The sequence below is a fragment of the Mesorhizobium sp. ES1-1 genome, from assembly GCF_020164785.1.
Taxonomy (GTDB): domain Bacteria; phylum Pseudomonadota; class Alphaproteobacteria; order Rhizobiales; family Rhizobiaceae; genus Mesorhizobium.
Window position 1 is genome coordinate 198568 of record NZ_JAIUGX010000004.1, and the last position, 22348, is coordinate 220915.

Sequence of the window (22348 nt, forward strand, 5' to 3'; positions counted from 1 at the left end):
CTTTTCGCTGTTGTTGTGGTTATGGCGGCCAGCCAGGTGGCGGCTGCTGGCATCGATCTCAGCAAGCCCTACGGCGATAAATATGGCTGCATCAACAGGAACGGCCAGGAAGTGGCAGCTGACCAGATGCTTCTTCTGACCGACACGGACCTGATCACCGCGGCCAGCGCCTGCACGTTCAGCGACAAACAAGCGCAGGCCGACGGATCCTTGGTGGTGACGGCGACCTGCGAGGCGGAAGGCGAGGAAGGACAGGAGCCGACCAAGTTCACCATCAAGCGCAGCGCCAAGAACGCGAAGAAGCTGGTGGTGACCGACGAAGACGGCAATGTCATGGGCGAAGTCTCCCGGTGCAAATGACGGCGGTCGCGGCCTTTTCAGGCGACCAGCGCATCGAGCTCCGGCAACAGGACGACGCTTTCCTGTTCGTTGGGATCGGTGCGGGCGATGACGGCGGAAGATGGGGCATTGCTCAGATTGGCCGGCAGATGCGGCACGCCGGCGGGAATGTAGAACAGGTCGCCCGCCTTGACGACGATATGATGTTCGAGCCGGTCGCCATACCAGGTATGGACTTCGCCCGAGAGCACATAGATCGCCGTTTCGTGGTTCTCATGCAGATGCGCCTTGGCGCGGGCACCGGGCGGCATGGTAAGCACGTGCATGCAGATGCCGGCGGATCCAACGGTTTCGCTGGCGATGCCGGCGAAATAGGTCAATCCCTGCTTGCCTTCATAGGTGCTTTGGGGGCGGATAAGGTGACAGGTGGGTTTGGGCGACATCGGGAAACTCCGGGCGTCGGTTCGAGTGGGACAAGATCAATGGGACGGGGCGAGTGGAAAACAACATCGCGATAAAAGCAATCGGTATCCGGCCGGCGCCCCGGTCGCAGGCGGGCGATCGTTAATGAACGCGATGTCGCCAGCCGTCGTCGCGGCAAGCAAACTGGGCCTCACCTTCCAGACCAATGACGGGCCGGTGCAGGCGCTCTCCAATGTCGACCTGACCATCGGCAAGGGAGAGTTCGTCTCTTTCATCGGCCCGTCCGGCTGCGGCAAGACCACATTGCTGCGGGTCATAGCCGATCTGGAGAAGCCGACGTCCGGCACGATCTCGGTCAACGGCATGTCGCCAGAACAGGCACGCGAGAAGCGCGCTTACGGCTACGTCTTCCAGGCGGCGGCTTTGTTCCCCTGGCGCACCATCGAGCGCAATGTCGGCCTGCCGCTGGAGATCATGCGCCTGCCCAGGGCGGAGCAGGCCCAGCGCATTAAGCGCACGCTCGACCTCGTCAACCTTTCGGGCTTCGAGAAGAAATACCCTTGGCAGCTCTCGGGCGGCATGCAGCAGCGCGCCTCGATCGCGCGTGCGCTTGCCTTCGACGCCGACCTGCTCTTGATGGACGAGCCGTTCGGCGCGCTCGACGAGATCGTGCGCGACCATCTCAACGAGCAGTTGCTGGAGCTTTGGGCCCGCACCAACAAGACGATCTGCTTCGTCACCCATTCCATTCCCGAAGCCGTGTATCTCTCGACGCGCATCGTCGTGATGTCGCCGAGGCCGGGCCGTGTCTCCGACATCATCGAATCGACGCTGCCAAAGGAGCGGCCGCTCGACATCCGCGAGACGCCCGAATTCCTGGCGATCGCCGCGCGCGTACGCGACGGCCTTAGGGCGGGACATAGCTATGATGATTGAGGGAAGGCAAGATGAGCTTCCTCCTCTCCCCACCGGGGAGAGGGTGGCCGAAGCGAAGCGGAGGTCGGGTGAGGGGGTGGCGCCAGCCCATCCATCCAAGAGGAAGGTTGGGGCAACCGCTCGTGCCCGAGAGTTGCGGTTTGACGAGACGAAGGCCGACTATCGGCTTTGGGGCGAGCTCCGGGGGCGTCATCTCAACGGCTACAAGTTCGTACGGCAAGTGCCACTTGGACCGTTCTTCGCTGACTTTCTCTGCCGCGAGAAGAGCCTGATCGTTGAGATCGATGGCAGTCAACATGCCGAGTCCGCGACGGATGAAAGCAGGACAGCTTGGCTTAACAGCCACGGTTATTCTGTTCTTCGCTTCTGGAATCACGAGGTTTTGGCGGAGCGGCGGGCGGTTTTGGATACAATATTAGCGGTGCTTGAGGGGCAAATACACTTCCCCTCACCCGGCCTTCGCTTCGCTCCGGCCACCCTCTCCCCGGCGGGGAGAGGAGAGCGCTCAGGCGGGGCTCGCTAGATGGATAGCTTCCGCGACAAGCTCATCCCCGTGACATCCATCCTCGTGGGTGTCGTTGTTCTCTGGTACATCATGGCGGTGGTCCTCAACGCGCCGTTCCAACGTGATCTCGACCGCCGCGCCAATGAGACTTCCACCTTCGGCGAACTCATCGGCAAGACGTTGTCGCAGCCGAAGCCGACATTGCCGGCGCCGCATCAGGTGGCGGTGAACTTTTTCGAGAATACTTTTCTGCGGCCCATCACTTCCAACCGCAGCCTCGTCTACAACGCCTGGGTGACGCTGTCCTCGACGCTGCTCGGCTTTGCCTTCGGCACCGGGCTCGGCATAGTCATTGCCGTCGGCATCGTGCATGTGACGACGCTCGACCGCAGCCTGATGCCGTGGATCATCGCTTCGCAGACGATCCCGATCCTGGCGGTGGCGCCGATGATCATCGTTGTCCTGGCGGCGGTCGGCGTTACAGGCTTGATCCCGAAAGCGATGATCTCGACCTATTTGTCGTTCTTCCCGGTGACGGTGGGCATGGTGAAGGGGCTGCGCTCGCCCGAGATCATGCATCTCGATTTGATGCACACCTACAATGCCAGCGGCACGCAGACCTTCTGGAAACTTCGCGTGCCGGCCTCGGTGCCGTTCCTGTTCACCTCGATGAAGGTGGCGGTCGCCGCCAGCCTGGTCGGCGCCATCGTCGGCGAACTGCCGACGGGCGCGGTGGCAGGCATCGGCGCCAAGCTGCTGGCCGGCGCCTATTACAGCCAGTCGATCGACATCTGGTCGGCGCTGGTCGCCGGCTCGGTGGTGGCCGCGCTTCTGGTCATGGTGGTCGGCATTGCCGGGCGCCTCGTCGACCGCGCCATGGGCGGGAGACCTGCATGACCTGGCTGAAGCCCTACTGGCAAACAGTGCTGGCGATCCTGTTGTGCCTGGGCGCAATCGCTCTCGGCGCAATGTCGAAGCCGGAAGCGGCTGCCATTGCCGATCCGACCGCCAGCTTCAACTATCCTTATCTTGCAACCAAGCAGCTGATGCTCGGCCTGGTCATGTTGGCGGCGCTGATCTCGATGATATGCATGCCGCCAATCGCCGAAGCCGTGGTGCTGTTCGTCGGCGCTCATCTTGCCGCCTGGCTGCTGATCTCAGGCATAGCGGGTTTCGAAGGCACGGCACTGATGCCGTATTTCCTGCTGCTTATGGCGGCCTGGCTGCTTGGCTGGCGCTGCGTGGCGGTGCTGTCGTCGGTGCGCCCCATGGCGAACTGGGCACGGACGGGTCTGCGCCTGATCATCCCCGCCATCTTCGGCGCCTGGATCCTGATCATCTGGGAAGCGGTGACGCGCGGCGCCGGCATTCCCTTCATCCTGCTGCCGCCACCCAGCGCTATCGGTGTGCGCATCGCCAATTCGCTGCCAACACTCGGCGCCGATGTCCGGCAGACGATCTTCAAGGCAGTCGTCTTCGGCTATGTCGTGGGCAGCGGCGCGGGCTTCATCACCGCGATTCTTGCCGACCGCGTGCCGTTCCTGCGGCGCGGGCTCCTGCCGATCGGCAACATGGTGTCGGCCCTGCCGATCATCGGCGTGGCGCCCATCATGGTGATGTGGTTCGGCTTCGATTGGCAGTCCAAGGCGGCGGTGGTCATCATCATGACCTTCTTCCCGATGCTGGTGAACACGGTCGCCGGCCTTGCCGCCTCCGGCCATATGGAGCGCGACCTGATGCGCACCTATGCGTCGGGTTACTGGCCGACGCTGATCAAGCTCAGGCTGCCGGCAGCGGCGCCTTTCATTTTCAACGCGCTGAAGATCAACTCGACGCTGGCGCTGATCGGCGCCATCGTCGCGGAGTTCTTCGGCACGCCTGTCGTCGGCATGGGCTTCCGCATCTCCACGGAGGTCGGGCGGATGAACATCGACATGGTGTGGGCCGAAATCGCGGTTGCAGCCCTTGCGGGTTCGGTCTTTTATGGCGTGGTCGCTCTTATCGAAAGAGCCGTCACGTTTTGGCATCCCTCTGTCCGTGGTGGATAGGGCGGTGGGTACAGGGCACTAACTTCAGAGGGTAGAAAAATGAAAAGACTGATTATTCCCGTTCTGGCTGGCGCGATGTCGCTGGCCGCCTTCCAGGCGATGGCCGCCGACAAGGTGACCTTGCAGTTGAAGTGGGTCACGCAGGCACAGTTTGCCGGCTACTATGTCGCCAAGGCCAAGGGTTTCTATGAGGCCGAGGGCCTCGACGTCGACATCAAGCCGGGCGGCCCCGACATCGCGCCTGAGCAGGTGATCGCCGGAGGCGGCGCCGACGTCATCGTCGACTGGATGGGCGGTGCGCTGGCGGCGCGCGAAAAGGGTGTGCCGCTGGTCAATATCGCACAGCCGTTCAAGAAGGCCGGCATGGAGCTGGTCTGCCCGAAGGATGGGCCGATCAAGACCGAAGCAGACTTCAAGGGCCATACGCTCGGTGTCTGGTTCTTCGGCAACGAGTACCCGTTCTACGCGTGGATGAACAAGCTCGGGCTGAAGACCGAGGGCGGACCGGACGGCGTGACCGTGCTGAAGCAGAGCTTCGACGTGCAGCCGCTCATCCAGAAACAGGCGGATTGCATCTCGGTCATGACCTACAACGAGTACTGGCAGCTGATCGACGCCGGCTACAAGCCAGAACAGCTGACCGTGTTCAACTATTCCGCGATGGGCAACGACCTGCTCGAAGACGGCCTCTATGCCTCGGAAGACAAGCTCAAGGATCCGGCTTTCGAGGACAAGATGGTGCGTTTCGTGCGCGCCTCGATGAAGGGCTGGAAATACGCAATCGACAACAATGACGAGGCGGCTGAAATCGTCATGGACGGCGGCGGCCAGGACGAAAACCACCAGAAGCGCATGATGAGCGAAGTCGCCAAGCTGATCGACAATGCCGACGGCAAGCTCGACCCGGCGACCTACGAGCGCACCGCCAAGGCGCTGCTCGACCAGAAGATCATCACCAAGGAGCCCAAGGGCGCCTACACGACCGCGATCACCGACAAGGCCGTAAAGTAAAAGGCTGCTCGGATCGACGAATGCGACAAAGGGGCGGGCGACCGCCCCTTTTCCATTGCGGGTTCACGATAGCGTGTGCCGGGATACATCTGGCCATTCGGCCGTTGGTTGCTGCATGCGCGCGCTTGGGCCGCGACGCATGTGACATCCAATAGGAGGTTCTCCATGCGCATGAACACTTTCCTGCCTGTGCTTTCCGCGCTGGCGATTTCAACCGCCTTGTTTGCTTCGCCGGCGCTGGCGGAGATGGTGAAATACAAGGCTACGCTCGACGGCAGCCAGCAGAGCCCGCCTGTCACCACGAAGGGCAAGGGTTCGGCCACGCTGACGTTCGATACCGTCAAGAAGACGCTCAGCTGGAACGTCAAATATTCCGGCCTCAGCGGGCCCGCGACGGCGGCTCACATCCACGGCCCGGCGGCAATGGGTGAAAACGCTCCGCCGGTCATCCCGTTCAAGAAACTGAAGAGCCCGATAAAGGGATCGGCGACGCTTACCGATGCCCAGGCCGCCGATCTGGAAGCCGGCAAATACTACGTCAACGTCCACACTGCCGCCCATAAGGATGGCGAGATCCGCGGGCAGATCGAAAAGGCCATGTAGCCATGCATAGGGGCGAGGGGCGGGCGACCGCCTCTTGCCTTACGCCTTGTCGCGGATCTGGCTCATCGTTCGGGTCGGCGTGATGGCCTCCGGATCGAGCCTTATCTCGACGATCGAGGGTTTGCCGCTGGCGCTGGCCCGCTCGAAGGCAGACGCGAAGTCCGCCGTCTTCTCCACCGTCTCGCCATGGCCGCCATAGGCGCGGGCCAAGGCAGCGAAATCGGGATTTTTCAGGTCGGTCGCGACGACGCGGCCCGGATATTCGCGTTCCTGATGCATGCGAATCGTGCCGTAGATGCCATTGTTGACGACGACGACGACGATCGGCAGGTCATATTGCACCGCTGTGGCGAATTCCTGCCCATTCATCAGGAAGCAACCGTCGCCGGCGAAGGCGACCACGGGGCGCTCCGGGAACAATTGCTTTGCGGCCACAGCGGCGGGGGTGCCGTAGCCCATCGAGCCCGATGTCGGCGCGGCCTGCGTGCCGAAACGGCGGAAGCGGTGGAAACGATGCACCCAGGTGGCGTAGTTGCCTGCGCCGTTGGTGAGGATGGCGTCGTCGGGCAGCATTTTTTCGAGATATTTCATGATCGGGCCCATCTGGACCGAACCGGGACCGCTTTCTGGCGGCGTCGACCAGTCGAGATAGGCGGCATGGAGCTTTGGCGTCTCGCCTGCCCAGACCGGCTCCGAAGCCGGCTTGCGCTTGGCGAACCCTTCGACAAAGGCAGCGGGCGACGCATTGATCGCCAGCGTCGGCCGGTAAACGCGGCCGAGTTCGCCGGCATCGGCATGGACATGGACCAGCATCTGATCGGGGTAGGGGCTCTTCAGCAGCGTGTAGTCGGAGGACGGCATTTCGCCCATTCGGCCGCCGATGAGCAGCACGAGGTCGGCCTGCTTGATCGCCGTCGCCAGCTTCGGGTTGATGCCGATGCCGACATCGCCGGCATAGTTCGGATGCAGATGGTCGAACAGCATCTGCCGGCGGAAGGAACAGCCGACGGGGAGCGACCAGGCTTCCGCAAAGGCGCGCATGCCTGCCACCGAGTCTGTGTCCCAGCGCGTGCCGCCAAGAATGACGAAGGGCCGTCTGGCGTTGGCCAAGAGGTCTTCCAATGTAGCGAGTTCGGCTTCGCCGGGACGGGTTTCCACCGGCGTATAGGGCAGGGCGGCCGGCGCGTCGGCGATTCTGGTCAGCATATCCTCGGGCAGCGAGATGACGACGGGCCCGGGTCGTCCCGATGTCGCCACCGCGAAGGCGCGGGTGACGAATTCGGGAATGCGCGAGGCATCGTCGATTTCGACCACCCATTTGGCGATGTCGCCGAAGAACCGCGAATAGTCGACCTCCTGGAAGGCCTCGCGATGCTTGGCGTGGCTGGCGACCTGGCCGATGAACAGGATGAGCGGAATCGAGTCCTGCATGGCGATGTGGATGCCCGCCGAGGCGTTGGTGGCGCCGGGGCCGCGCGTGACAAAGCAAATGCCTGGCTTGCCGGTCAGGCGGCCGTGGCAATCGGCCATCATCGCCGCGCCGCCTTCCTGGCGGCAGACGATGGTGCGGATCGATGAATCATGCAGCGCGTCGAGCACCGCCAGATAGGATTCGCCTGGCACGCAATAGATGCGGTCGGTGCCGTTGGCTTCCAGCGCGTCGACGATCAATTGTCCGCCGGTCTTCATTGTCCAGACTTCTCCAGTTCGGCAAGGATTTCTTGCGTGTGCTCGCCGAGCCGCGGCGAGGGGCGCTCGTAGACGAGCGGCGTTTCAGACATGACCATGGGCGCGCGCACCGATGGCAGGACATTGCCATGGCCGTCGTCTAGGTCGAGCCTCATGCCGCGTGCGATCGTCTGCGGATCGGCAAACATCTGGCCGATTGTGTTGATCGGGCTCGCCGGCACGCCGGCGGCTTCCAGCCGAGCCAGCAGCGGATCGCGATCGAAGGCCTTCAGCGCCTCGATGATGTGCTCGCGCAGCTTCACCCGGTTTGCGACACGCGCCGGATTGGTGGCAAAGTCGGGATCCACGGACAGCGGGTCCAACCCGACGGCGGCGCAGAATTTAGCAAACTGGCCGTCATTGCCGACCGCCAGGATGATGTGGCCATCGCGGACCGGCACCACCTCGTAAGGCGCGATGTTCATATGCGCATTGCCCATCTGCACCGGAGATTGGCCGGAGATGAGGTAATTCATGTTCTGGTTGCCGAGCGCCGAGATCTGCGTGTCGAACAGCGCCATGTCGATGTGCTGACCCTCGCCGGTCTTCTCGGCATGACGCAGGGCGGCCTGGATGGCGATGACGGAATAAAGGCCGGTGAAGATGTCGGAAATGGCGACGCCGGCTTTTTGCGGCTCACGACCGACTTCGCCGGTGATCGACATCATGCCGGCCATGGCCTGGATGATGAAGTCGTAGCCGGCGCGAGGCGCATAGGGCCCCGACTGGCCAAAACCGGTGATCGAGCAATAGATCAGGCGCGGATTGATCTTGTGCAGGCTGTCGTAGTCGAGCCCGTATTTCTTCAGGCCGCCAAGCTTGAAGTTCTCGATCAGCACATCCGAGGTGGCGATCAGGCGGCGCACGGTCTCGGCACCTTCCGGCGTCGAAAAGTCGATGGCGATAGAGCGTTTGCCGCGATTGCAGGAATGATAATAGGCGGCCGACAGGTTCTCGCCATCCTTGGCGATGACGAAGGGCGGGCCCCATTTGCGGGTGTCGTCGCCGCCGTCGGGGCTTTCGACCTTCATGACGTCGGCACCGAGATCGGCGAGCAATTGCCCCGCCCAGGGACCTGCCAGGATGCGGGCGAGTTCGACGACGCGGACGCCTTTCAGCGGGGGTTCGCTCATAGATCACCGTGATGGCCGCAATCATCGTGATTGCCGTGACAGCAGAGCCTCTATCAAGCCCGGCACGGGCTGTCACGACCCCTTGCGATGGGCCAGTCCCTACCGCTTCAGCGCGGCTTCGGCCCAGGCGGCGAAATCCATCATGATGATGTCGCGGTTCACCTCGTTCAGGCTTTCGTGCCGGGTGTCGGGGTAAACCTCTGAAACGAGATTCGAAAAGCCCATTGCGCGCAGGCGCTGGGCGAGATGGACGATGCCCTTGCCGTAATCCGAGGCGGGGTCTTTCTCGCCGCCAATGATTGCGACCGGAAGATCGCGCCGTATACCGGCAAAGCCAGCATCCCTGCCGCCGTTCACCGCCATGCGGACGACGTCGGTCCACATAGATACCGAGGCGTCCCAGCCGCATAGAGGATCGGCGATGTATTTCGCGACCTCGGCCTCGTCGCGCGACAGCCAGTCGAACAATGTGCGGTGGTTGGGAACCGCCTTGCCCCAGGCCTGGAACGTCAGTTTTGGCAGCAGGCGCGACGGCACGTCGGAGCCTAGCCGGAACCGCTCCCAGGCGAGGATGGCCAACGCCGCCTGTCCAAGCAGTCCGGCCGAGAAGTTGCCGTTCCAGATTGCCGCCGCATGCACGCGTGGCGAGTGGTGCATAAGATAATTCAACGCCACCGATGCGCCCATCGAATGGCCGAAGAGGATGACCGGCAGGTCCGGCTCTTCGGTGGCGATGAGATCATGGATGGCGTCGACGTCGGCGATCACCTTGGCGGGACCATCCTTGTCGGCGAACCTGCCGAGCGGCGCGTCTGGCGCCTTGGTCGCGCCATGGCCGCGATGGTCGTGGACATAGCTGTGGAAACCGCGCGAAGCGAGGAACTCGGCGAAGCGAGCATACCGCGCGGCATGCTCGGCCAGCCCGTGATTGATCTGCACCACCGCGCGAGGACGGCCATCGGCGTGCCGGACAAAGAGGTTGAGGCGGGCACCGGTCGGGGAGGCAACGACGCGCTGCTGGCTGAATGACATGCCGCTCGGTCTCCGGTTCTGGCCGCCATGACGGCGCAGCCTGTGTGCGCCCGCCCGCGCTATCGCGTCAATGCGCCCGCTGGATCTTTGCGACGATGTTTCTTGCGTTCGACCAGCGAACTATCGCAATTCTGACACGGAGACAGCGGCAGGCTGTTGCCACTTGTTCAACTGGGGATTTCCATGCGCGTTGGGGTTGTTTTCGGGTTGGCCATGCTGGCGGCGTCACTGGCCAGTGCTGCACATGCCGATGTGAAGATGAGCGGGACCTTCGTCGCCGATGCCGCTTGTCCGGCAACGCAGGCGATCAAGAACGGCAAGAATCCTGGCAACGTCTCGACCGACGCCGGTCAGGGCTATCAACTGCTTGCCGGCAACAAGGATGCGCCGACGCATTATCTCATCCTGGTTCCGGGTGCAGATCCGCAGCGCCGCTGGGTGAAGGTCAGCTGTGGTCACGTCTCCGGCAGCAGCGCGGCCACCGCGACGGCACCGGAGGCGGCCGGCTCCGGCAAGCCGGCCGCCTCCGGCAAACCCGAATACGTCTTCGCTTTGAGCTGGCAGCCGGCTTTTTGCGAGACCAAGTCTAACAAAGCCGAATGCAAGGCGCAGAACGCCAACAGTTTCGAGGCGACCCATTTCACGTTGCACGGGCTCTGGCCGCAGCCGAACGGCAACTTCTACTGCGAGGCGACGGCGGCCGACAAGGCCAACGACACTCCGGCCCACTGGAAGGACCTGCCGCCGGTAAAGCTCGACGCTGCAACACGCGCCGAGCTCGTCCGGGTGATGCCGGGAACCGCTTCGCAGCTCGACCGGCACGAATGGATCAAGCACGGCACCTGCTACGGCAAAGGCCAGCAGGAGTATTTCTCCGACGCGCTCAATCTCATCCGCGCTGTCAACGCCTCGCCCGTGCGCGATCTCTTCGCCAAGAGCATCGGCGGCAAGCTGACGGCCGATCAGATACGTGGCGCCTTCGACAATGCCTTCGGCGCCGGAGCGGGGGATCGCGTTCGTGTATCCTGCGTCATCGATCCGTCGAACGGCAGGCGACTGATCGGCGAACTGACGCTGGGCCTCGCCGGCCCGATCGGCCCGAACAGTTCGCTCAAGGACCTGTTGCAGGCTTCGGTGCCGACCAACAAGGCGGGCTGCCCGACAGGCACGGTCGACGCGATCGGTTTCCAGTAGTCGCGAGCTGGGCGCGTGAGCCTCGAGGCCCATGACGCGCCGGGAGAGGTCGTGAGGCGAACAGCGTCAGGACTGCACGGACTTTGTCCATGCAGCGGCAGAGGATTCGTTGATGGCGGGTTCGCCGACGATCCGGTCGCGTCCGGTCGACTTTGCCTTGTAGAGCCGGTGGTCGGCGAGGGCGAACAGGTCGGCTAGGCCGCGGGTGCTTTCGCTGACGCTGGAGACGCCGGCGCTGATCGTCAGGTCGAAGCGGCGGGTGTTTGGCGATGATTTGACGGCGTAGCGGATGCTTTCGCCGAACAGCTTTGCCACCGGATGCGGGCGCGAACTGAGGATGGCGAATTCCTCGCCACCGATCCGGAACACCTGATCTTCCGAACCTGCCGCTTCGGCGAGCAGCGCCGCCACCGCTTTCAACACCTTGTCGCCCTCGGCATGGCCGAAACGGTCGTTGATTAGCTTGAAATGGTCGACATCGATGATCAGCAGGCTGAGCGGCCGGGCCATGCGCAGGCTGGACTGCACGGCAAGCTCGCCGTCACTGTCGAAGCGACCACGGTTGAGGAGACCGGTCAGCCCGTCGCGTCCGACATGTTCGACCAGCGCTTCGTAACGCTCGCGATAGGTCAGCGTGTCGAAGATGTCCGTCAGGCCGCGCGGCATGGGGATGCGGCGGTCCTCGAACCATTTGAGATAAGCGATGAGCAGCGTGCTGAAAGTCAGAGCGGCGGCCATTTTGGCGAACCAGCCTCCGAAGAAGACTGCGGTCGGCGCGTCGGAGAGGAGACGCAGGGCGGTGTAGAACCCGGCCTGGTCAAAGGTGAGCACGCAGGCAACGGAAATGAGGATCCGAGTGAACTGCGCGCCGCGCAGCGAGCGCCCAAGCCTTTCATAAAGCAGGATGATCAGGATGGCATCGATAAAGAGCAGCGCCGTGCCCCACACCATCAGCCAGCCCATCTCGTCGATGAAGCCGATGTCGGGCAGCCTGCCGTTTGCAAGCGGCGCGATGGCATGCATGCGCACCAGCAGCACCAGTGCGATCATCAAGGCGTTGCCGAGCAGCAGGCCATAGATCGGCTGACGGACGGTGGCGGCGTCCTCCTTCATATACAGCAACAGGAGCATCACGAGCTTACCCGAAAACAGTACCGCCGAGCCGGGCGAGACCATGCCGAATGGCAGGGCGACGTAAAAGACGCTGGCGAGATAGGTTTCGAGAAAATGCATGACACCAAGCGCGCAGATGAACACGCCCAGGCCGATCCGCTTCCTGAAGCGAAAGAGCGCCGCCATGACGGCGAAATAGACCACGGCCTCGGCAAGGAGCAGAAAACTATTCAGCAATGCCGTCGACCCGATCTCTCATCCAAAATCGCGGCAAGGCCGGCGATTCACCCTGATTCCGTTTTGCCGTCGAAGGGTTAACCGGAGCTTTCAGAGATCGATTTGGCAAGCGAAAATTCGCGGTCAGAACGGCCATGGTCGGTGCGACGCGGCGAAAGCGATTGCCGTTCGGCGCCGCATCGCCTACATAGCGGCCAACCTCCATTCAATTCGACGGATCCAGGCAGTTCTGCTGGGCCAGTCATTTTTCAGGGAAAGCGCGCGTGGCACGCCAGTTCATCTATCACATGGCCGGCCTCAACAAGGCCTACGGCACCAAGAAGGTGCTCGAGAACGTCCATCTGTCCTTCTACCCCGATGCCAAGATCGGCATTCTCGGCCCGAACGGTGCCGGCAAGTCGACCATCCTCAAGATCATGGCCGGCATCGACAAGGAATGGAACGGCGAAGCCTGGCTCGCCGAGGGCGCCACTGTCGGCTATCTGGCGCAGGAGCCGGCACTCGACCCGAACAAGACCGTGTTCGAGAACATCATGGAAGGCGTCGCCGCCAAGACCGCCATCATCGAACGCTACAACGAACTGATGATGAACTATTCCGACGAGACGGCCGACGAGTCGGCCAAGCTTCAGGACGAAATGGATCGGCTCAACCTGTGGGATCTCGAACAGCAGGTCGAGATGGCGATGGAAGCGCTGGGCTGCCCGCCCAAGGATGCCGATGTCACCAAGCTTTCCGGCGGCGAACGCCGGCGCGTAGCGCTGTGCCAGCTGTTGCTGCGCCAGCCGGACCTGCTGCTGCTCGACGAACCGACCAACCATCTCGACGCCGAGACCACGGCCTGGCTGGAAAAGCATCTTCGCGCCTATCCGGGCGCCGTGATGATCATCACCCACGATCGCTACTTCCTCGACAATGTCACCGGCTGGATCCTCGAGCTCGATCGCGGCCGCGGCATTCCCTATGAGGGCAACTACACCAAATATCTCGAAGCCAAGGCCAAACGGCTCAAGCAGGAAGGCCGCGAGGACGACGCCCGCCAGCGCGCCATCGGCCGCGAGCGCGAATGGATCCAGTCGAGCCCGAAGGCCCGCCAGACCAAGTCCAAGGCGCGTATCCAGGCCTTCCAGGACCTTCTGGATGCTGCCGACAAGCGGCGCCCGAGCGACACCCAGATCGTCATTCCGCATGGCGAGCGGCTCGGCAATGTGGTGATCGAGGCGGAAGGCCTGACCAAGGGCTTTGGCGAGACGCTGCTGATCGAGGGTCTGGAGTTCAAACTGCCGCCCGGCGGCATCGTCGGCGTCATCGGTCCGAACGGCGCCGGCAAGACGACGCTGTTTCGCATGATCACCGGCCAGGAAAAGCCCGATGCGGGCTCCGTGCGCATCGGCGAGACGGTGAAGCTCGGCTATGTCGACCAGAGCCGCGATGCGCTCGATCCGTCGAAGACGGTGTGGGAGGAGATTTCCGGCGGCGCCGAAGTGGTCAAGCTCGGCAAATTCGAGGCCAATACGCGCGCCTACTGCGCATCCTTTAACTTCCGTGGTGGAGACCAGCAGCAGAAGGTCGGCAATCTGTCGGGCGGACAGCGCAACCGCGTGCATCTGGCCAAGATGCTGAAGACCGGCGGCAATGTTCTGCTGCTCGACGAACCGACCAACGATCTCGACACGGAAACGCTGGCGGCGCTCGAAGACGCGCTGGAGAATTTCGGCGGTTGCGCCGTCATCATCTCGCACGATCGCATGTTCCTCGATCGCCTGGCGACGCATATACTCGCCTTCGAAGGCGACAGCCATGTCGAATGGTTCGAGGGTAATTTCGAGGACTACGAGCAGGACAAGATCCGCCGCATGGGCCCGGATGCCGTCAACCCGCACCGCATGACCTACAAGAGGCTGACGCGGTAGGGCGACTGGCCGTTGCGGGAGATGGGCGTTTGACCTAAATTGTGTGACGGAGCTTTCCATGATCACAGTCAAACTGCCGCAAAAGACAGAGACGCTTCTTGCCGAGATGGCCAAGGCCAGCGGTCGAACCTCCGATCAGGTCGCGGTCGATGCGATCCTCGGGGCTATCGAGGATTGGCAGGACGCCAGGATTGCCGATGAACGCATCGGGAGTGACGATGGCGTTCGTGTCCCTCTGGAGGACATGATCCGGAGTCTTGAACTTCGTGAGGCCGAGGAGCGCACCAGCAAGCCTGCCGCTGAATGAGTTGGCGTGTCGAGTTCACGCAGCGGGCCAGGAAGGACATTGAACGGCTTTCCACGAAGGATCAGCGCCGCATACTCAACTTTCTCTCCGGGCGAGTTTTGGAACATCCGGACCCAAAAGCGCTCGCCAAACGCTTGGTCGGAACGAAAGAAGAAGCGTGGCGGTTTCGTGTCGGCGATTACCGGATCATCGTCCAGTTTCAAGATAGCCGCCTTGTTGTCCTTGTCGTGGAAATAGGCAATCGTCGCGAGGTCTATCGATGAACAATGGCGCCGTTCCGCACAAGCCCGACTGGTCCGCCGCCCAATATCTGAAATTCGAGGATGAGCGCACGCGGCCCGCGCGCGATCTGGTCGCGCAAGTGCCGGTCGATTTCCCGCGCCGGGTCGTCGACATAGGCTGCGGGCCGGGCAACTCGACCGAGCTTCTGGTCGAGCGCTGGCCGGATGCGCAAGTGAGCGGCTTCGACACTTCGCCCGACATGATCGAGAAGGCCAGGGCGCGCCTGCCCGATGTCGCCTTCGACCTGGCGGACGCCGCGACATGGGCGCCGGCCGAGCCGGTGGACGTGATCTTTGCCAACGCGGTGTTCCAGTGGCTTCCGACGCATCCGGCGGTGTTCCAGCGGCTGCTGGGCTTCCTGACGCCTGGCGGTGCGCTGGCGGTCCAGATGCCCGACAATATGCGCGAGCCCTCGCACCAGCTGATGCGCGACACGGCCGCCGAGATGCCCTTCGCTACAAAGCTGAAAGGTGCGGCGCGCGGACCGTTGCCATCGGTGTCCTTCTATTACGACCTTCTGTCGCCGCTGTGCGGACGGCTGGACATCTGGCATACGGCCTACAATCATCCATTGGCCGATGCCGGGGCAATCGTCGAATGGGTGAAATCGACCGGACTGAAGCCGTTCCTCGACCCGCTGGATCCGGACGAACGCGACATGTTCCTGGATAGTTATACGGCCAGGATCCAAGGGGCTTATCCGAAAATGGCGAATGGCAAGGTGCTGCTGCGCTTCCCTCGCATCTTCATTGTCGCCAAGCGGGCCGGATAGAAAATATCGGTTTCGCCTTCGCGGCAGCGGCGTCTTGACCCTGTTTCGCCAACGTGGCCAATTCACCTGGGGTGGGCCAGGATGGCCCATGGCAAGGGGTAAGGCGATGGCATTGAAAAGGATGGTTCTCGGCGGCGGCGCTTGTGCGGCGGCGCTGCTGGCATTCTCGGTTTCGGCCGAGGCCAAGCGGGCGCGCTGCTTCACCACCGACGACGGCTATTTTCCCTGCAGCTACCGGGCGATCGACGATGCCGGCAGCTTCCGCATTTCGGCGCCGGGCTATCCGACCTATGTGCTGGAGATCGACGGGCCGGGCTTCGCCTATGGCTTTGTCAATCTGGGCCACCGCAATCTGCCCTTGCCGGGACAATATGTGCGCAGCCGTGACGATGGCGCCTGCTGGAACAACCCGCAGACGAGCACCAAGCTGTGCGCCTGGTGAGCCGGCCTCAGCGATCCAAACCCCTTGCTTTAAGCCGGCGTAAACCGGCGCGATGAGAAAAGTGTTGCGCCGAGGCATTTCGGCGCCCAAATGAAGCCGCAACGCCTGCGGATGGGACGAACTGAACATGCATCGCGTCATCATCAGCGGCATTGGCGCTGAAATTCCGGAAGCCGTCATCACCAATGAAGAACTGGTCGAGAGCTTCAACAGCTGGGTCGACACGGAGAATGCGCGGCGCCAACTGACCGGCGAAACCGTGCTGCAGAAATCCGATAGCGATTTCATCGTCCACGCTTCGGGCGTGCGCTCGCGTCATGTCATTGAACGCGAAGGCATTCTCGACCCGACCCGCATGACGCCGCGCATTCCGGCGCGGCCGGACGATGCGCTGTCGCTGGAGGCGGAGTTCGGCATCGCCTCGGCCAGGAAGGCGCTGGACCATGCGGGACTGAAGCCGTCGGACATCGACCTGATCATCTGTTCGGCCTCGCACCACCAACGGCCCTATCCGGCGATCGCCATCGAAATGCAGGAAGCATTGGGCACGACGGGCGCCGGCTTCGATATGGGGCTCGGCTGTTCTTCCGCGGCAGCGGCCCTGCACATGGCGGTCAATCTGGTCCGCTCGGGCGCGCACAAGCGCATTCTGGTGACGACGCCCGAGATCATCACCGGCCATCTCAATTTTCGCGACCGACAGACGCATTTCATCTTCGGCGATGCATCGGTTTCGATGGTCGTCGAAGGCTTGGCGCAGGGCGAGAGGCGACCGGGGCGTTTCGAAGTGCTGGACACGCGCATCTGGACGCAGATGTCGAACAACATCCGTACCAATCTCGGCTATCACACCCGTACCGCCCAGGATGATCCCTACATGATCAATCTGGAGGGCAACCTGATCAAGCAGGTCGGCAACAAGGTGTTCAAGGAAGTCACCGTCGCCGGGCACAAATTCATCGTCGAATTCCTCGCCGAGCATGGGCTGACGCCGCAGGCTGTAAGGCGGTTCTGGCTGCACCAGGCCAATGCCCGCATGAACGCCATGATCCTGAAACTGTCGTTCGGCCATGAGGTCGACAACGACCGCGCCCCGATGGTTCTGGAAAAGCTCGGCAACACGGCGGGAGCCGGCGCCATTGTCGCGCTGTCCCAGCACCATGCCGACATGAAACCCGGCGATTTCGGCTTGATCTGCGCCTTCGGCGCGGGGTATTCGATCGGCGGCGCGTTGATCAGGATGCTCTAGGCATATTGATGTCGAAATGACCCTGGCCCGAAAGGGCCATCCTGGCTTTTGAAGTCCGACCACACCCGGTTGCTTCGCGGCTTTCTTCCACTCCCGTTCAGCCTGATTCGACCTTCAACACAGGCTGTGTTGGGGGCTTGGACCAATTCGATCTCGTTTCAGATAAGGAGGATTCCAATGATTGATGCCCGATGCTGCTGCGGCGCTCTTACGCTGACGCTTCCAGGGCCATCAAGGCGCGTGGTCGCCTGCCATTGTCTCGATTGCCAGCGCAGGACCGGGGCACCCTTCGGCGTCGGTGCTTTCTATCCGGCCGACGCTGTGGCCATCGCGGGGATCTCGAAAGAGTTTACGCGCGTCGCGGCGAGCGGCGGCAAGGTGAAAAGCTATTTTTGTCCGGACTGCGGGTCGACGGTCTATTGGAAGGCCGAGAGGCTGCCGTCGATGATCGGTGTTGCCGTCGGTGCGCTTGCCGACCCGCAATTCCCGCCGCCTGTCAGGTCGATTTTCGAAGAGTCTAAGCACAGCTGGGTTCAGATCGACGGTGCCATCGACCATTTTTGGCAAAGCAGTGCGGCGGCGAAATTGGGTTGAGCCGGCGTTCGCCGTCTTCGCCTGTCAGGCCGGCGTGAAGGGGACCAGCATTGGCACCCGCCGCGCGTAGTCGTCATAGGCGGGGCCAAGTTCGCCGCGCAGGAAGCTTTCTTCGAGCCTTGCCTTGATGACGATGCCAATGATGAGAAGCACAGCTCCCGCAACGCCCCAGACCGTGCCCTTGGCAGCCATTGTGGCAAGGATGGCGAGCAGCAATCCGGTGTAGATCGGGTGTCGGACGTGGCCGTAAGGGCCGGTGTCGACGACATGGTGGTCGGCCTTGGCGGTGACCGTGCCCGACCAAAGCCTACCGAGATGCAGCCGCGCCCACCAGGCGAAGGCGAGGCCGGCGGCGACCAGCGCGACGCAGATCCACGCCTCGGCAAGGTTGGGAGACCACAGGCGAAGCCATCCGGCATAGCCGTGCGCGGGAACAAAGAACAAGATGGCGCCGAGCACCAGCACTGTGCGGTAAGGCGCTTCGGCCCGGAAGCCGGCGCGTTTTTCGACCCTGTCGGCCCAGAAGGCGGCCGCTGCCCAGGACACTGCCCAGGCCAGCCAAAGCAGCAGAATCGCCTCGCCGGGACGCATGGTGACCTCCTTGGCCTGCCTCCTCCTCACCATGAAGCCGGCATGGCGGGGCGGCAATTGGGCGCGGTGCAAAGGACGGTCAGAAGATCGTGATCGGAGTCTCATCGTCGAAGTTGATCCGACAATCAGCACTTTGAACTGGACGCCGAAAAAGCCGGCACGGATAACACAGGCATGACGAAAAACCGGACCGCCATGCTGGATCTCTTTCCCGAGGTAGAAAAGCCGGCGGAAATCACTCCGGGACGCAAGCTTGTCGCCAAGGCCGCCGCGCTCTACGTCGCAGCGTCGGATCATTTCCAGACGCGCCCGGTGGACGAATTGCGGCTCGGCTTCGACGGCATATCAGGCGATTTCCACGCCGGGCCGACGCGGCGGTCGGGCGGGCGCGAACCCTGGTATCCGCGCGGCACCGAGATTCGCAACGAGCGCCAATTGTCGATCGTCGCAGCCGATGAACTCGCCGTTGTCGCCGAGCGGATGGACGTCGCCGAGATCAAGCCGGAATGGATCGGCGCCAATCTTCTCATCGAGGGTGTGCCAAACCTCTCCACGCTGCCGGCGGGCACGTTTTTGTTCTTCAAGGGCGGAGTGACGATCAAGGTCGACGGTCTGAACCGGCCGTGCCGTCTATCCGGGCGGGCTGTGGCTGAAAACGCCGGCATGGCCGATGTGGAAGCCGGTGCCCTACTATTCCCGAAAGCCGCCAAGCGCCTGCGCGGCGTCGTTGCCTGGGTCGAGAAGCCGGGGACGATCAGGGCCGGCGAAGAGATCTCCGTGCGCATTCCGGAGCAATGGATCTACCGAGCTTGAACCGGAGCCGCGCCGCTGTGCGAGCGGGCCAAGGAATGGCCGATGGCCGTCAATCCTCTTCGTCATCGGCATCGAGCAGACGTGTAGCGCGCCAGCGGGTCAGCACGGTGTTGGTCTGTTCGATAACGAAGAAGCGTGCGGAGTCACGGTCGTAACCCTCGCCCAGCAGCTTGTCATAGTCGGTGTGCATATGACGGACATGGGCAATGGTGGCCAGCCATACAGCGATCGTCGGCGGCAAGGTCTTCATGTGCACCGCGCCGGCCTCAGTGCGGATCTTTTCCATGTCGGCATAGGGCGCCAACGGCAGAAGCGCTGTCAGCGCCTTGGCAATGGCACGGCGTCGGCCGGTCGGCGCTGTCATCGCTCCTCGCGCCCCTCTACCGTCGCCTCGGCAATGGCGTCGGTCGAGGCGAAATAAGGCTTGATGTCGATGAACGGCGTGCCGTCGAGGACATCGATGGCGTCGATGTCGATGCGTCCCGTTCCGATGTCGAGCCCGACGAGCCTCGCCACATGCAGGCCGACGGGGTTCGGCCGGGCAGGGGAGCGCAAGCCGAATACGCCTTTGGCATCAGCCGCATGGCGCGGTTTCTGCACAATCAGATTCCGCGGCGCGTGGTGCAGCCAGGACAGGATGATGATGTGGCTGGCACGCTCCAGACCCTGCAGCCCAGGCCGATAGGGTGCGTCGACGGTCAGCACCGCCGGCTGCCCAGCCGCGCGCGCGGCCCGCATGTTCTTCGGGCAGGTGTCGCGCGCATTCCAGGACGATGTGAAGCGCCCTATGAAGACGACGCCGCCGTCTGGGGGCATGGTTGCCGGATCCTGATCCAGCCTCCGTTCGCCTTCGCGTGCCTCGAACATATTGCTTGATGAAGTCATGTTTACCTCGCGATGCGCGGCCCTGTCGAATGATCGGTCCTTATTCGCCATCTCACGCCTGCGGCATTTTCTTGTCCCAGAGCGACATAGGGCTTGCACGTCACTGAAAATCGACATAAACATATGTTTATATCTTTTTCAAAGAGAATACGCTGATGCATGTCTCGCTCGACACCATGGTGGATACGTTGAAGGCAGCGGCCGAATCCAGCCGGCTGCGCATATTGGCACTGTTGTCGCGTGGCGACCTCACCGTTTCGGATCTTACCGAAATTCTCGGCCAATCGCAGCCGCGCGTTTCGCGCCACCTGAAACTCTTGCTGGAGGCCGGGCTGATCGGCCGCTACCAGGAAGGCTCGTGGGCCTTCTTCCGGCTGTCCGACACGGATGCCGCGCGCGACTTCGTTACCGGCCTGGTTTCCGGAATTCGCGGGGCCGATCCGCAGGTCGAGCGCGATCTCGAGCGGCTTTCTTCGGTCAAACGCAAGCGGCAGGACCGCGCTGCCCAATATTTCTCAGTGAACGCGGCGAGCTGGGATCACATTCGCTCGCTGCATGTGCCGGACCGTGCGGTCGAAGCGGCGTTGCTGAAACTGGTCGGCAAACGACCGTTCCAGGCGATGCTGGATCTCGGCACCGGGACGGGGCGGCTGCTGGAGATATTCTCCCCGCTCTACAGGCGCGGCATCGGCATCGACATGTCGCGCGAGATGCTGACCGTGGCGCGCGCCAATCTCGACAAGGCCGGCGTTTCGAACGCGCAGGTACGGCAAGGTGATATTTTTTCGCCGCCGGTCGAGCGCGACGCCTTCGATCTCGTCACCATCCATCAGGTGCTGCACTATCTCGACGATCCTGGCCGCGCCATCCACGAGGCGGCGCGGTTGCTGCGTCCGGCAGGCCGGCTGGTCATCGTCGATTTCGCGCCGCACACGCTGGAGTTCCTGCGCGAAGAGCACGCGCATGCGAGGCTCGGCTTTTCCGACCGGCAGATCGCCGACTGGTTTGGCGAAGCCGGACTCGATCTGGAGGATTCCCAGGAGTTCGAGCCGCGCGGCGGCAGCGAGGCGAAGCTTACCGTCAAGCTCTGGCTCGGCCGCGACCGCCGCCTGTTGGTGGCCGATCCTTCCGCCGACGCCAGTCAGCTAAAAGTGAACCCGGTAGGGGAAATCGCCTGATGAACCAGTTCCGCTTCTCCCGCCGCCCCGACATTGGCGACAAGGTCACGGTTTCCTTCGAGTTCTTCCCGCCGAAGAATGACGAGATGGAGGCGAGACTTTGGGACACGGTCACGCGGCTCGAGCCACTTGATCCTCAATTCGTCTCGGTGACCTATGGCGCAGGTGGTTCGACACGCGAGCGCACGGCGCGCACCATAGGACGCATCCTGAAGGAGACCAGCCTGACGCCGGCGGCCCACATGACTTGCGTCGATGCCGCGCGCCATGAGGTCGATGCGGTGATCCGTGAATTCGCCGATCTGGGCGTGAAGCGCTTCGTCGCCTTGCGCGGCGATCCGGCCGAAGGCGTCGGCTCGGCCTACCGGCCGCATGCCGAAGGCTATGCCAACGGCGCTGAACTGGTTGGCGCCCTGAAGGGCGCCGGCGATTTCGACATTTCGGTTTCGGCCTATCCGGAGAAACATCCCGAGAGCCCCGACTTCGCCACCGACATCGACATGCTGAAGCGCAAGGTCGACAATGGCGCGACGCGGGCGATCACCCAGTTCTTCTTCGACAATGATCTCTACGAGCGCTATGTCGAACGGGTGCGCCGCGCGGGCATCTACATCCCGATCGTGCCTGGCATCCTGCCGGTGCATAATTTCACCCAGGTCGCCAATTTCTCGGCGCGTTGCGGCGCGCTGGTTCCAGCCTGGCTGGCCGAACGCTTCGAAGGCCTGCGCAACGACGCGCAGACACACGCGCTGGTGGCCTCGGCGGTAGCCGCGGAACAGGTGATGGACCTGGTGGAACGCGGCGTGGGCGATTTCCATTTCTACACGATGAACCGGGCCGATCTGGTCTTCGCCATCTGCCACATGATCGGCATCCGCTCGCATGAGGTGGCGGGTTCAGCAGCGGCTTAACGCGAAGGCCCCAAGATGCGCAAAGGCCGGGTACATACCCGGCCTTTCGAACTGTTGGATGTTGGTCTTCCCGTCTTGGCGGTCAGGGAAGAAAGCCCATGATGAGGGC

At 62.8% G+C, this 22348-nt stretch carries 26 protein-coding genes; 18 read left to right on the forward strand and 8 right to left on the reverse strand.

Annotation, left to right across the window (positions count from 1 at the left end; all coding sequences use genetic code 11):
* The first annotated feature begins 21 nt into the window (after positions 1-21).
* A complete protein-coding gene (locus tag LB513_RS08740) occupies positions 22-360 on the forward strand; it encodes a hypothetical protein (RefSeq protein WP_263482042.1) in 339 nt (112 codons plus the stop codon).
* Between the two features lie 17 nt (positions 361-377).
* Here the strand turns inward: LB513_RS08740 and LB513_RS08745 are convergent, their stop codons facing one another.
* Positions 378-782, reverse strand: a complete 405-nt coding sequence (locus LB513_RS08745; protein WP_224663078.1) for a cupin domain-containing protein — start codon at positions 780-782, stop codon at positions 378-380.
* Positions 783-906: 124 nt separating this feature from the next.
* Here LB513_RS08745 and LB513_RS08750 point away from each other — a divergent pair, with 124 nt between their 5' ends.
* From LB513_RS08750 to LB513_RS08775, 6 genes are all read left to right on the forward strand, one after another.
* Complete coding sequence (locus LB513_RS08750) at positions 907-1698, forward strand: ABC transporter ATP-binding protein (RefSeq protein ID WP_224663079.1); 792 nt, start codon at positions 907-909, stop codon at positions 1696-1698.
* A complete protein-coding gene (locus LB513_RS08755) occupies positions 1691-2221 on the forward strand; it encodes an endonuclease domain-containing protein (protein WP_224663346.1) in 531 nt (176 codons plus the stop codon). The genes LB513_RS08750 and LB513_RS08755 overlap by 8 nt, the downstream gene beginning before the upstream one ends.
* Entirely contained in the window at positions 2222-3100 is an 879-nt protein-coding gene (locus LB513_RS08760; RefSeq protein WP_224663080.1) for an ABC transporter permease, read from the forward strand. It abuts the gene before it with no gap.
* A complete protein-coding gene (locus LB513_RS08765; protein ID WP_224663081.1) occupies positions 3097-4251 on the forward strand; it encodes an ABC transporter permease in 1155 nt (384 codons plus the stop codon). Before LB513_RS08760 ends, LB513_RS08765 begins: the two co-directional genes overlap by 4 nt.
* A gap of 39 nt (positions 4252-4290) precedes the next feature.
* Positions 4291-5262 carry an ABC transporter substrate-binding protein gene (locus tag LB513_RS08770; protein ID WP_224663082.1) on the forward strand — a complete coding sequence of 324 codons (972 nt, stop codon included), beginning with the start codon at positions 4291-4293 and terminating at the stop codon, positions 5260-5262.
* 165 nt (positions 5263-5427) lie between these two features.
* Entirely contained in the window at positions 5428-5865 is a 438-nt protein-coding gene (locus LB513_RS08775; protein WP_224663083.1) for a CHRD domain-containing protein, read from the forward strand.
* A gap of 39 nt (positions 5866-5904) precedes the next feature.
* Here LB513_RS08775 and LB513_RS08780 read toward each other — a convergent pair whose 3' ends face one another.
* The 3 genes from LB513_RS08780 to LB513_RS08790 form a co-directional block, all read right to left on the reverse strand.
* Positions 5905-7554: a thiamine pyrophosphate-binding protein gene (locus LB513_RS08780; protein WP_224663084.1), complete on the reverse strand. Its 1650-nt coding sequence runs from the start codon at positions 7552-7554 to the stop codon at positions 5905-5907.
* Positions 7551-8726, reverse strand: a complete 1176-nt coding sequence (locus tag LB513_RS08785) for a CaiB/BaiF CoA transferase family protein (protein WP_224663085.1) — start codon at positions 8724-8726, stop codon at positions 7551-7553. The genes LB513_RS08780 and LB513_RS08785 overlap by 4 nt, the downstream gene beginning before the upstream one ends.
* 99 nt (positions 8727-8825) lie before the next feature.
* Positions 8826-9758, reverse strand: a complete 933-nt coding sequence (locus LB513_RS08790; RefSeq protein WP_224663086.1) for an alpha/beta fold hydrolase — start codon at positions 9756-9758, stop codon at positions 8826-8828.
* Positions 9759-9941: 183 nt separating this feature from the next.
* Here LB513_RS08790 and LB513_RS08795 point away from each other — a divergent pair, with 183 nt between their 5' ends.
* Positions 9942-10952, forward strand: coding sequence for a ribonuclease T2 family protein (locus LB513_RS08795; RefSeq protein WP_224663087.1), 1011 nt, complete (start codon positions 9942-9944; stop codon positions 10950-10952).
* Positions 10953-11018: 66 nt separating this feature from the next.
* Here LB513_RS08795 and LB513_RS08800 read toward each other — a convergent pair whose 3' ends face one another.
* Positions 11019-12302 carry a sensor domain-containing diguanylate cyclase gene (locus LB513_RS08800; protein ID WP_224663088.1) on the reverse strand — a complete coding sequence of 428 codons (1284 nt, stop codon included), beginning with the start codon at positions 12300-12302 and terminating at the stop codon, positions 11019-11021.
* A gap of 263 nt (positions 12303-12565) precedes the next feature.
* On the opposite strand from LB513_RS08800, the gene ettA reads away from it, so the two are divergent.
* The 7 genes from ettA (at position 12566) to LB513_RS08835 (ending at position 17861) form a co-directional block, all read left to right on the forward strand.
* Positions 12566-14215, forward strand: a complete 1650-nt coding sequence (ettA, locus tag LB513_RS08805) for an energy-dependent translational throttle protein EttA (protein ID WP_224663089.1) — start codon at positions 12566-12568, stop codon at positions 14213-14215.
* A 58-nt stretch (positions 14216-14273) separates the two neighbouring features.
* Entirely contained in the window at positions 14274-14522 is a 249-nt protein-coding gene (locus LB513_RS08810) for a DUF6290 family protein (RefSeq protein WP_224663090.1), read from the forward strand.
* Positions 14519-14785 (forward strand): type II toxin-antitoxin system RelE family toxin, encoded by a 267-nt coding sequence (locus tag LB513_RS08815; protein ID WP_224663091.1) that lies wholly within the window; start codon positions 14519-14521, stop codon positions 14783-14785. The genes LB513_RS08810 and LB513_RS08815 overlap by 4 nt, the downstream gene beginning before the upstream one ends.
* Entirely contained in the window at positions 14782-15576 is a 795-nt protein-coding gene (tam, locus tag LB513_RS08820; protein WP_224663092.1) for a trans-aconitate 2-methyltransferase, read from the forward strand. The genes LB513_RS08815 and tam overlap by 4 nt, the downstream gene beginning before the upstream one ends.
* 106 nt (positions 15577-15682) lie before the next feature.
* Complete coding sequence (locus LB513_RS08825) at positions 15683-16018, forward strand: hypothetical protein (protein WP_224663093.1); 336 nt, start codon at positions 15683-15685, stop codon at positions 16016-16018.
* Between the two features lie 127 nt (positions 16019-16145).
* The gene (locus LB513_RS08830; protein WP_224663094.1) at positions 16146-17267 is read left to right on the forward strand and encodes a beta-ketoacyl-ACP synthase III; all 1122 of its coding nucleotides are present in this window, start codon (positions 16146-16148) and stop codon (positions 17265-17267) included.
* Positions 17268-17444: 177 nt separating this feature from the next.
* Positions 17445-17861 (forward strand): GFA family protein, encoded by a 417-nt coding sequence (locus LB513_RS08835; protein ID WP_224663347.1) that lies wholly within the window; start codon positions 17445-17447, stop codon positions 17859-17861.
* A gap of 24 nt (positions 17862-17885) precedes the next feature.
* Here LB513_RS08835 and LB513_RS08840 read toward each other — a convergent pair whose 3' ends face one another.
* Positions 17886-18452: a methyltransferase family protein gene (locus tag LB513_RS08840; protein WP_224663095.1), complete on the reverse strand. Its 567-nt coding sequence runs from the start codon at positions 18450-18452 to the stop codon at positions 17886-17888.
* 195 nt (positions 18453-18647) lie between these two features.
* Between LB513_RS08840 and LB513_RS08845 the strand changes: the two genes are divergently transcribed.
* Positions 18648-19265, forward strand: a complete 618-nt coding sequence (locus tag LB513_RS08845) for an MOSC domain-containing protein (protein WP_224663348.1) — start codon at positions 18648-18650, stop codon at positions 19263-19265.
* 49 nt (positions 19266-19314) lie between these two features.
* On the opposite strand, the gene LB513_RS08850 is transcribed toward LB513_RS08845, so the two are convergent.
* Together LB513_RS08850 and tsaA are read right to left on the reverse strand one after the other, a co-directional pair.
* A complete protein-coding gene (locus tag LB513_RS08850) occupies positions 19315-19629 on the reverse strand; it encodes a DUF2293 domain-containing protein (RefSeq protein WP_224663096.1) in 315 nt (104 codons plus the stop codon).
* Positions 19626-20150, reverse strand: coding sequence for a tRNA (N6-threonylcarbamoyladenosine(37)-N6)-methyltransferase TrmO (tsaA, locus tag LB513_RS08855; RefSeq protein WP_411962691.1), 525 nt, complete (start codon positions 20148-20150; stop codon positions 19626-19628). The genes LB513_RS08850 and tsaA overlap by 4 nt, the downstream gene beginning before the upstream one ends.
* 155 nt (positions 20151-20305) lie before the next feature.
* On the opposite strand from tsaA, the gene LB513_RS08860 reads away from it, so the two are divergent.
* Both LB513_RS08860 and metF read left to right on the forward strand, forming a co-directional pair.
* Complete coding sequence (locus LB513_RS08860) at positions 20306-21328, forward strand: ArsR/SmtB family transcription factor (protein WP_224663097.1); 1023 nt, start codon at positions 20306-20308, stop codon at positions 21326-21328.
* On the forward strand, positions 21328-22239 hold the full coding sequence (metF, locus tag LB513_RS08865) for a methylenetetrahydrofolate reductase [NAD(P)H] (RefSeq protein WP_224663098.1): 912 nt from the start codon (positions 21328-21330) through the stop codon (positions 22237-22239). The genes LB513_RS08860 and metF overlap by 1 nt, the downstream gene beginning before the upstream one ends.
* Positions 22240-22348: the final 109 nt, after the last annotated feature.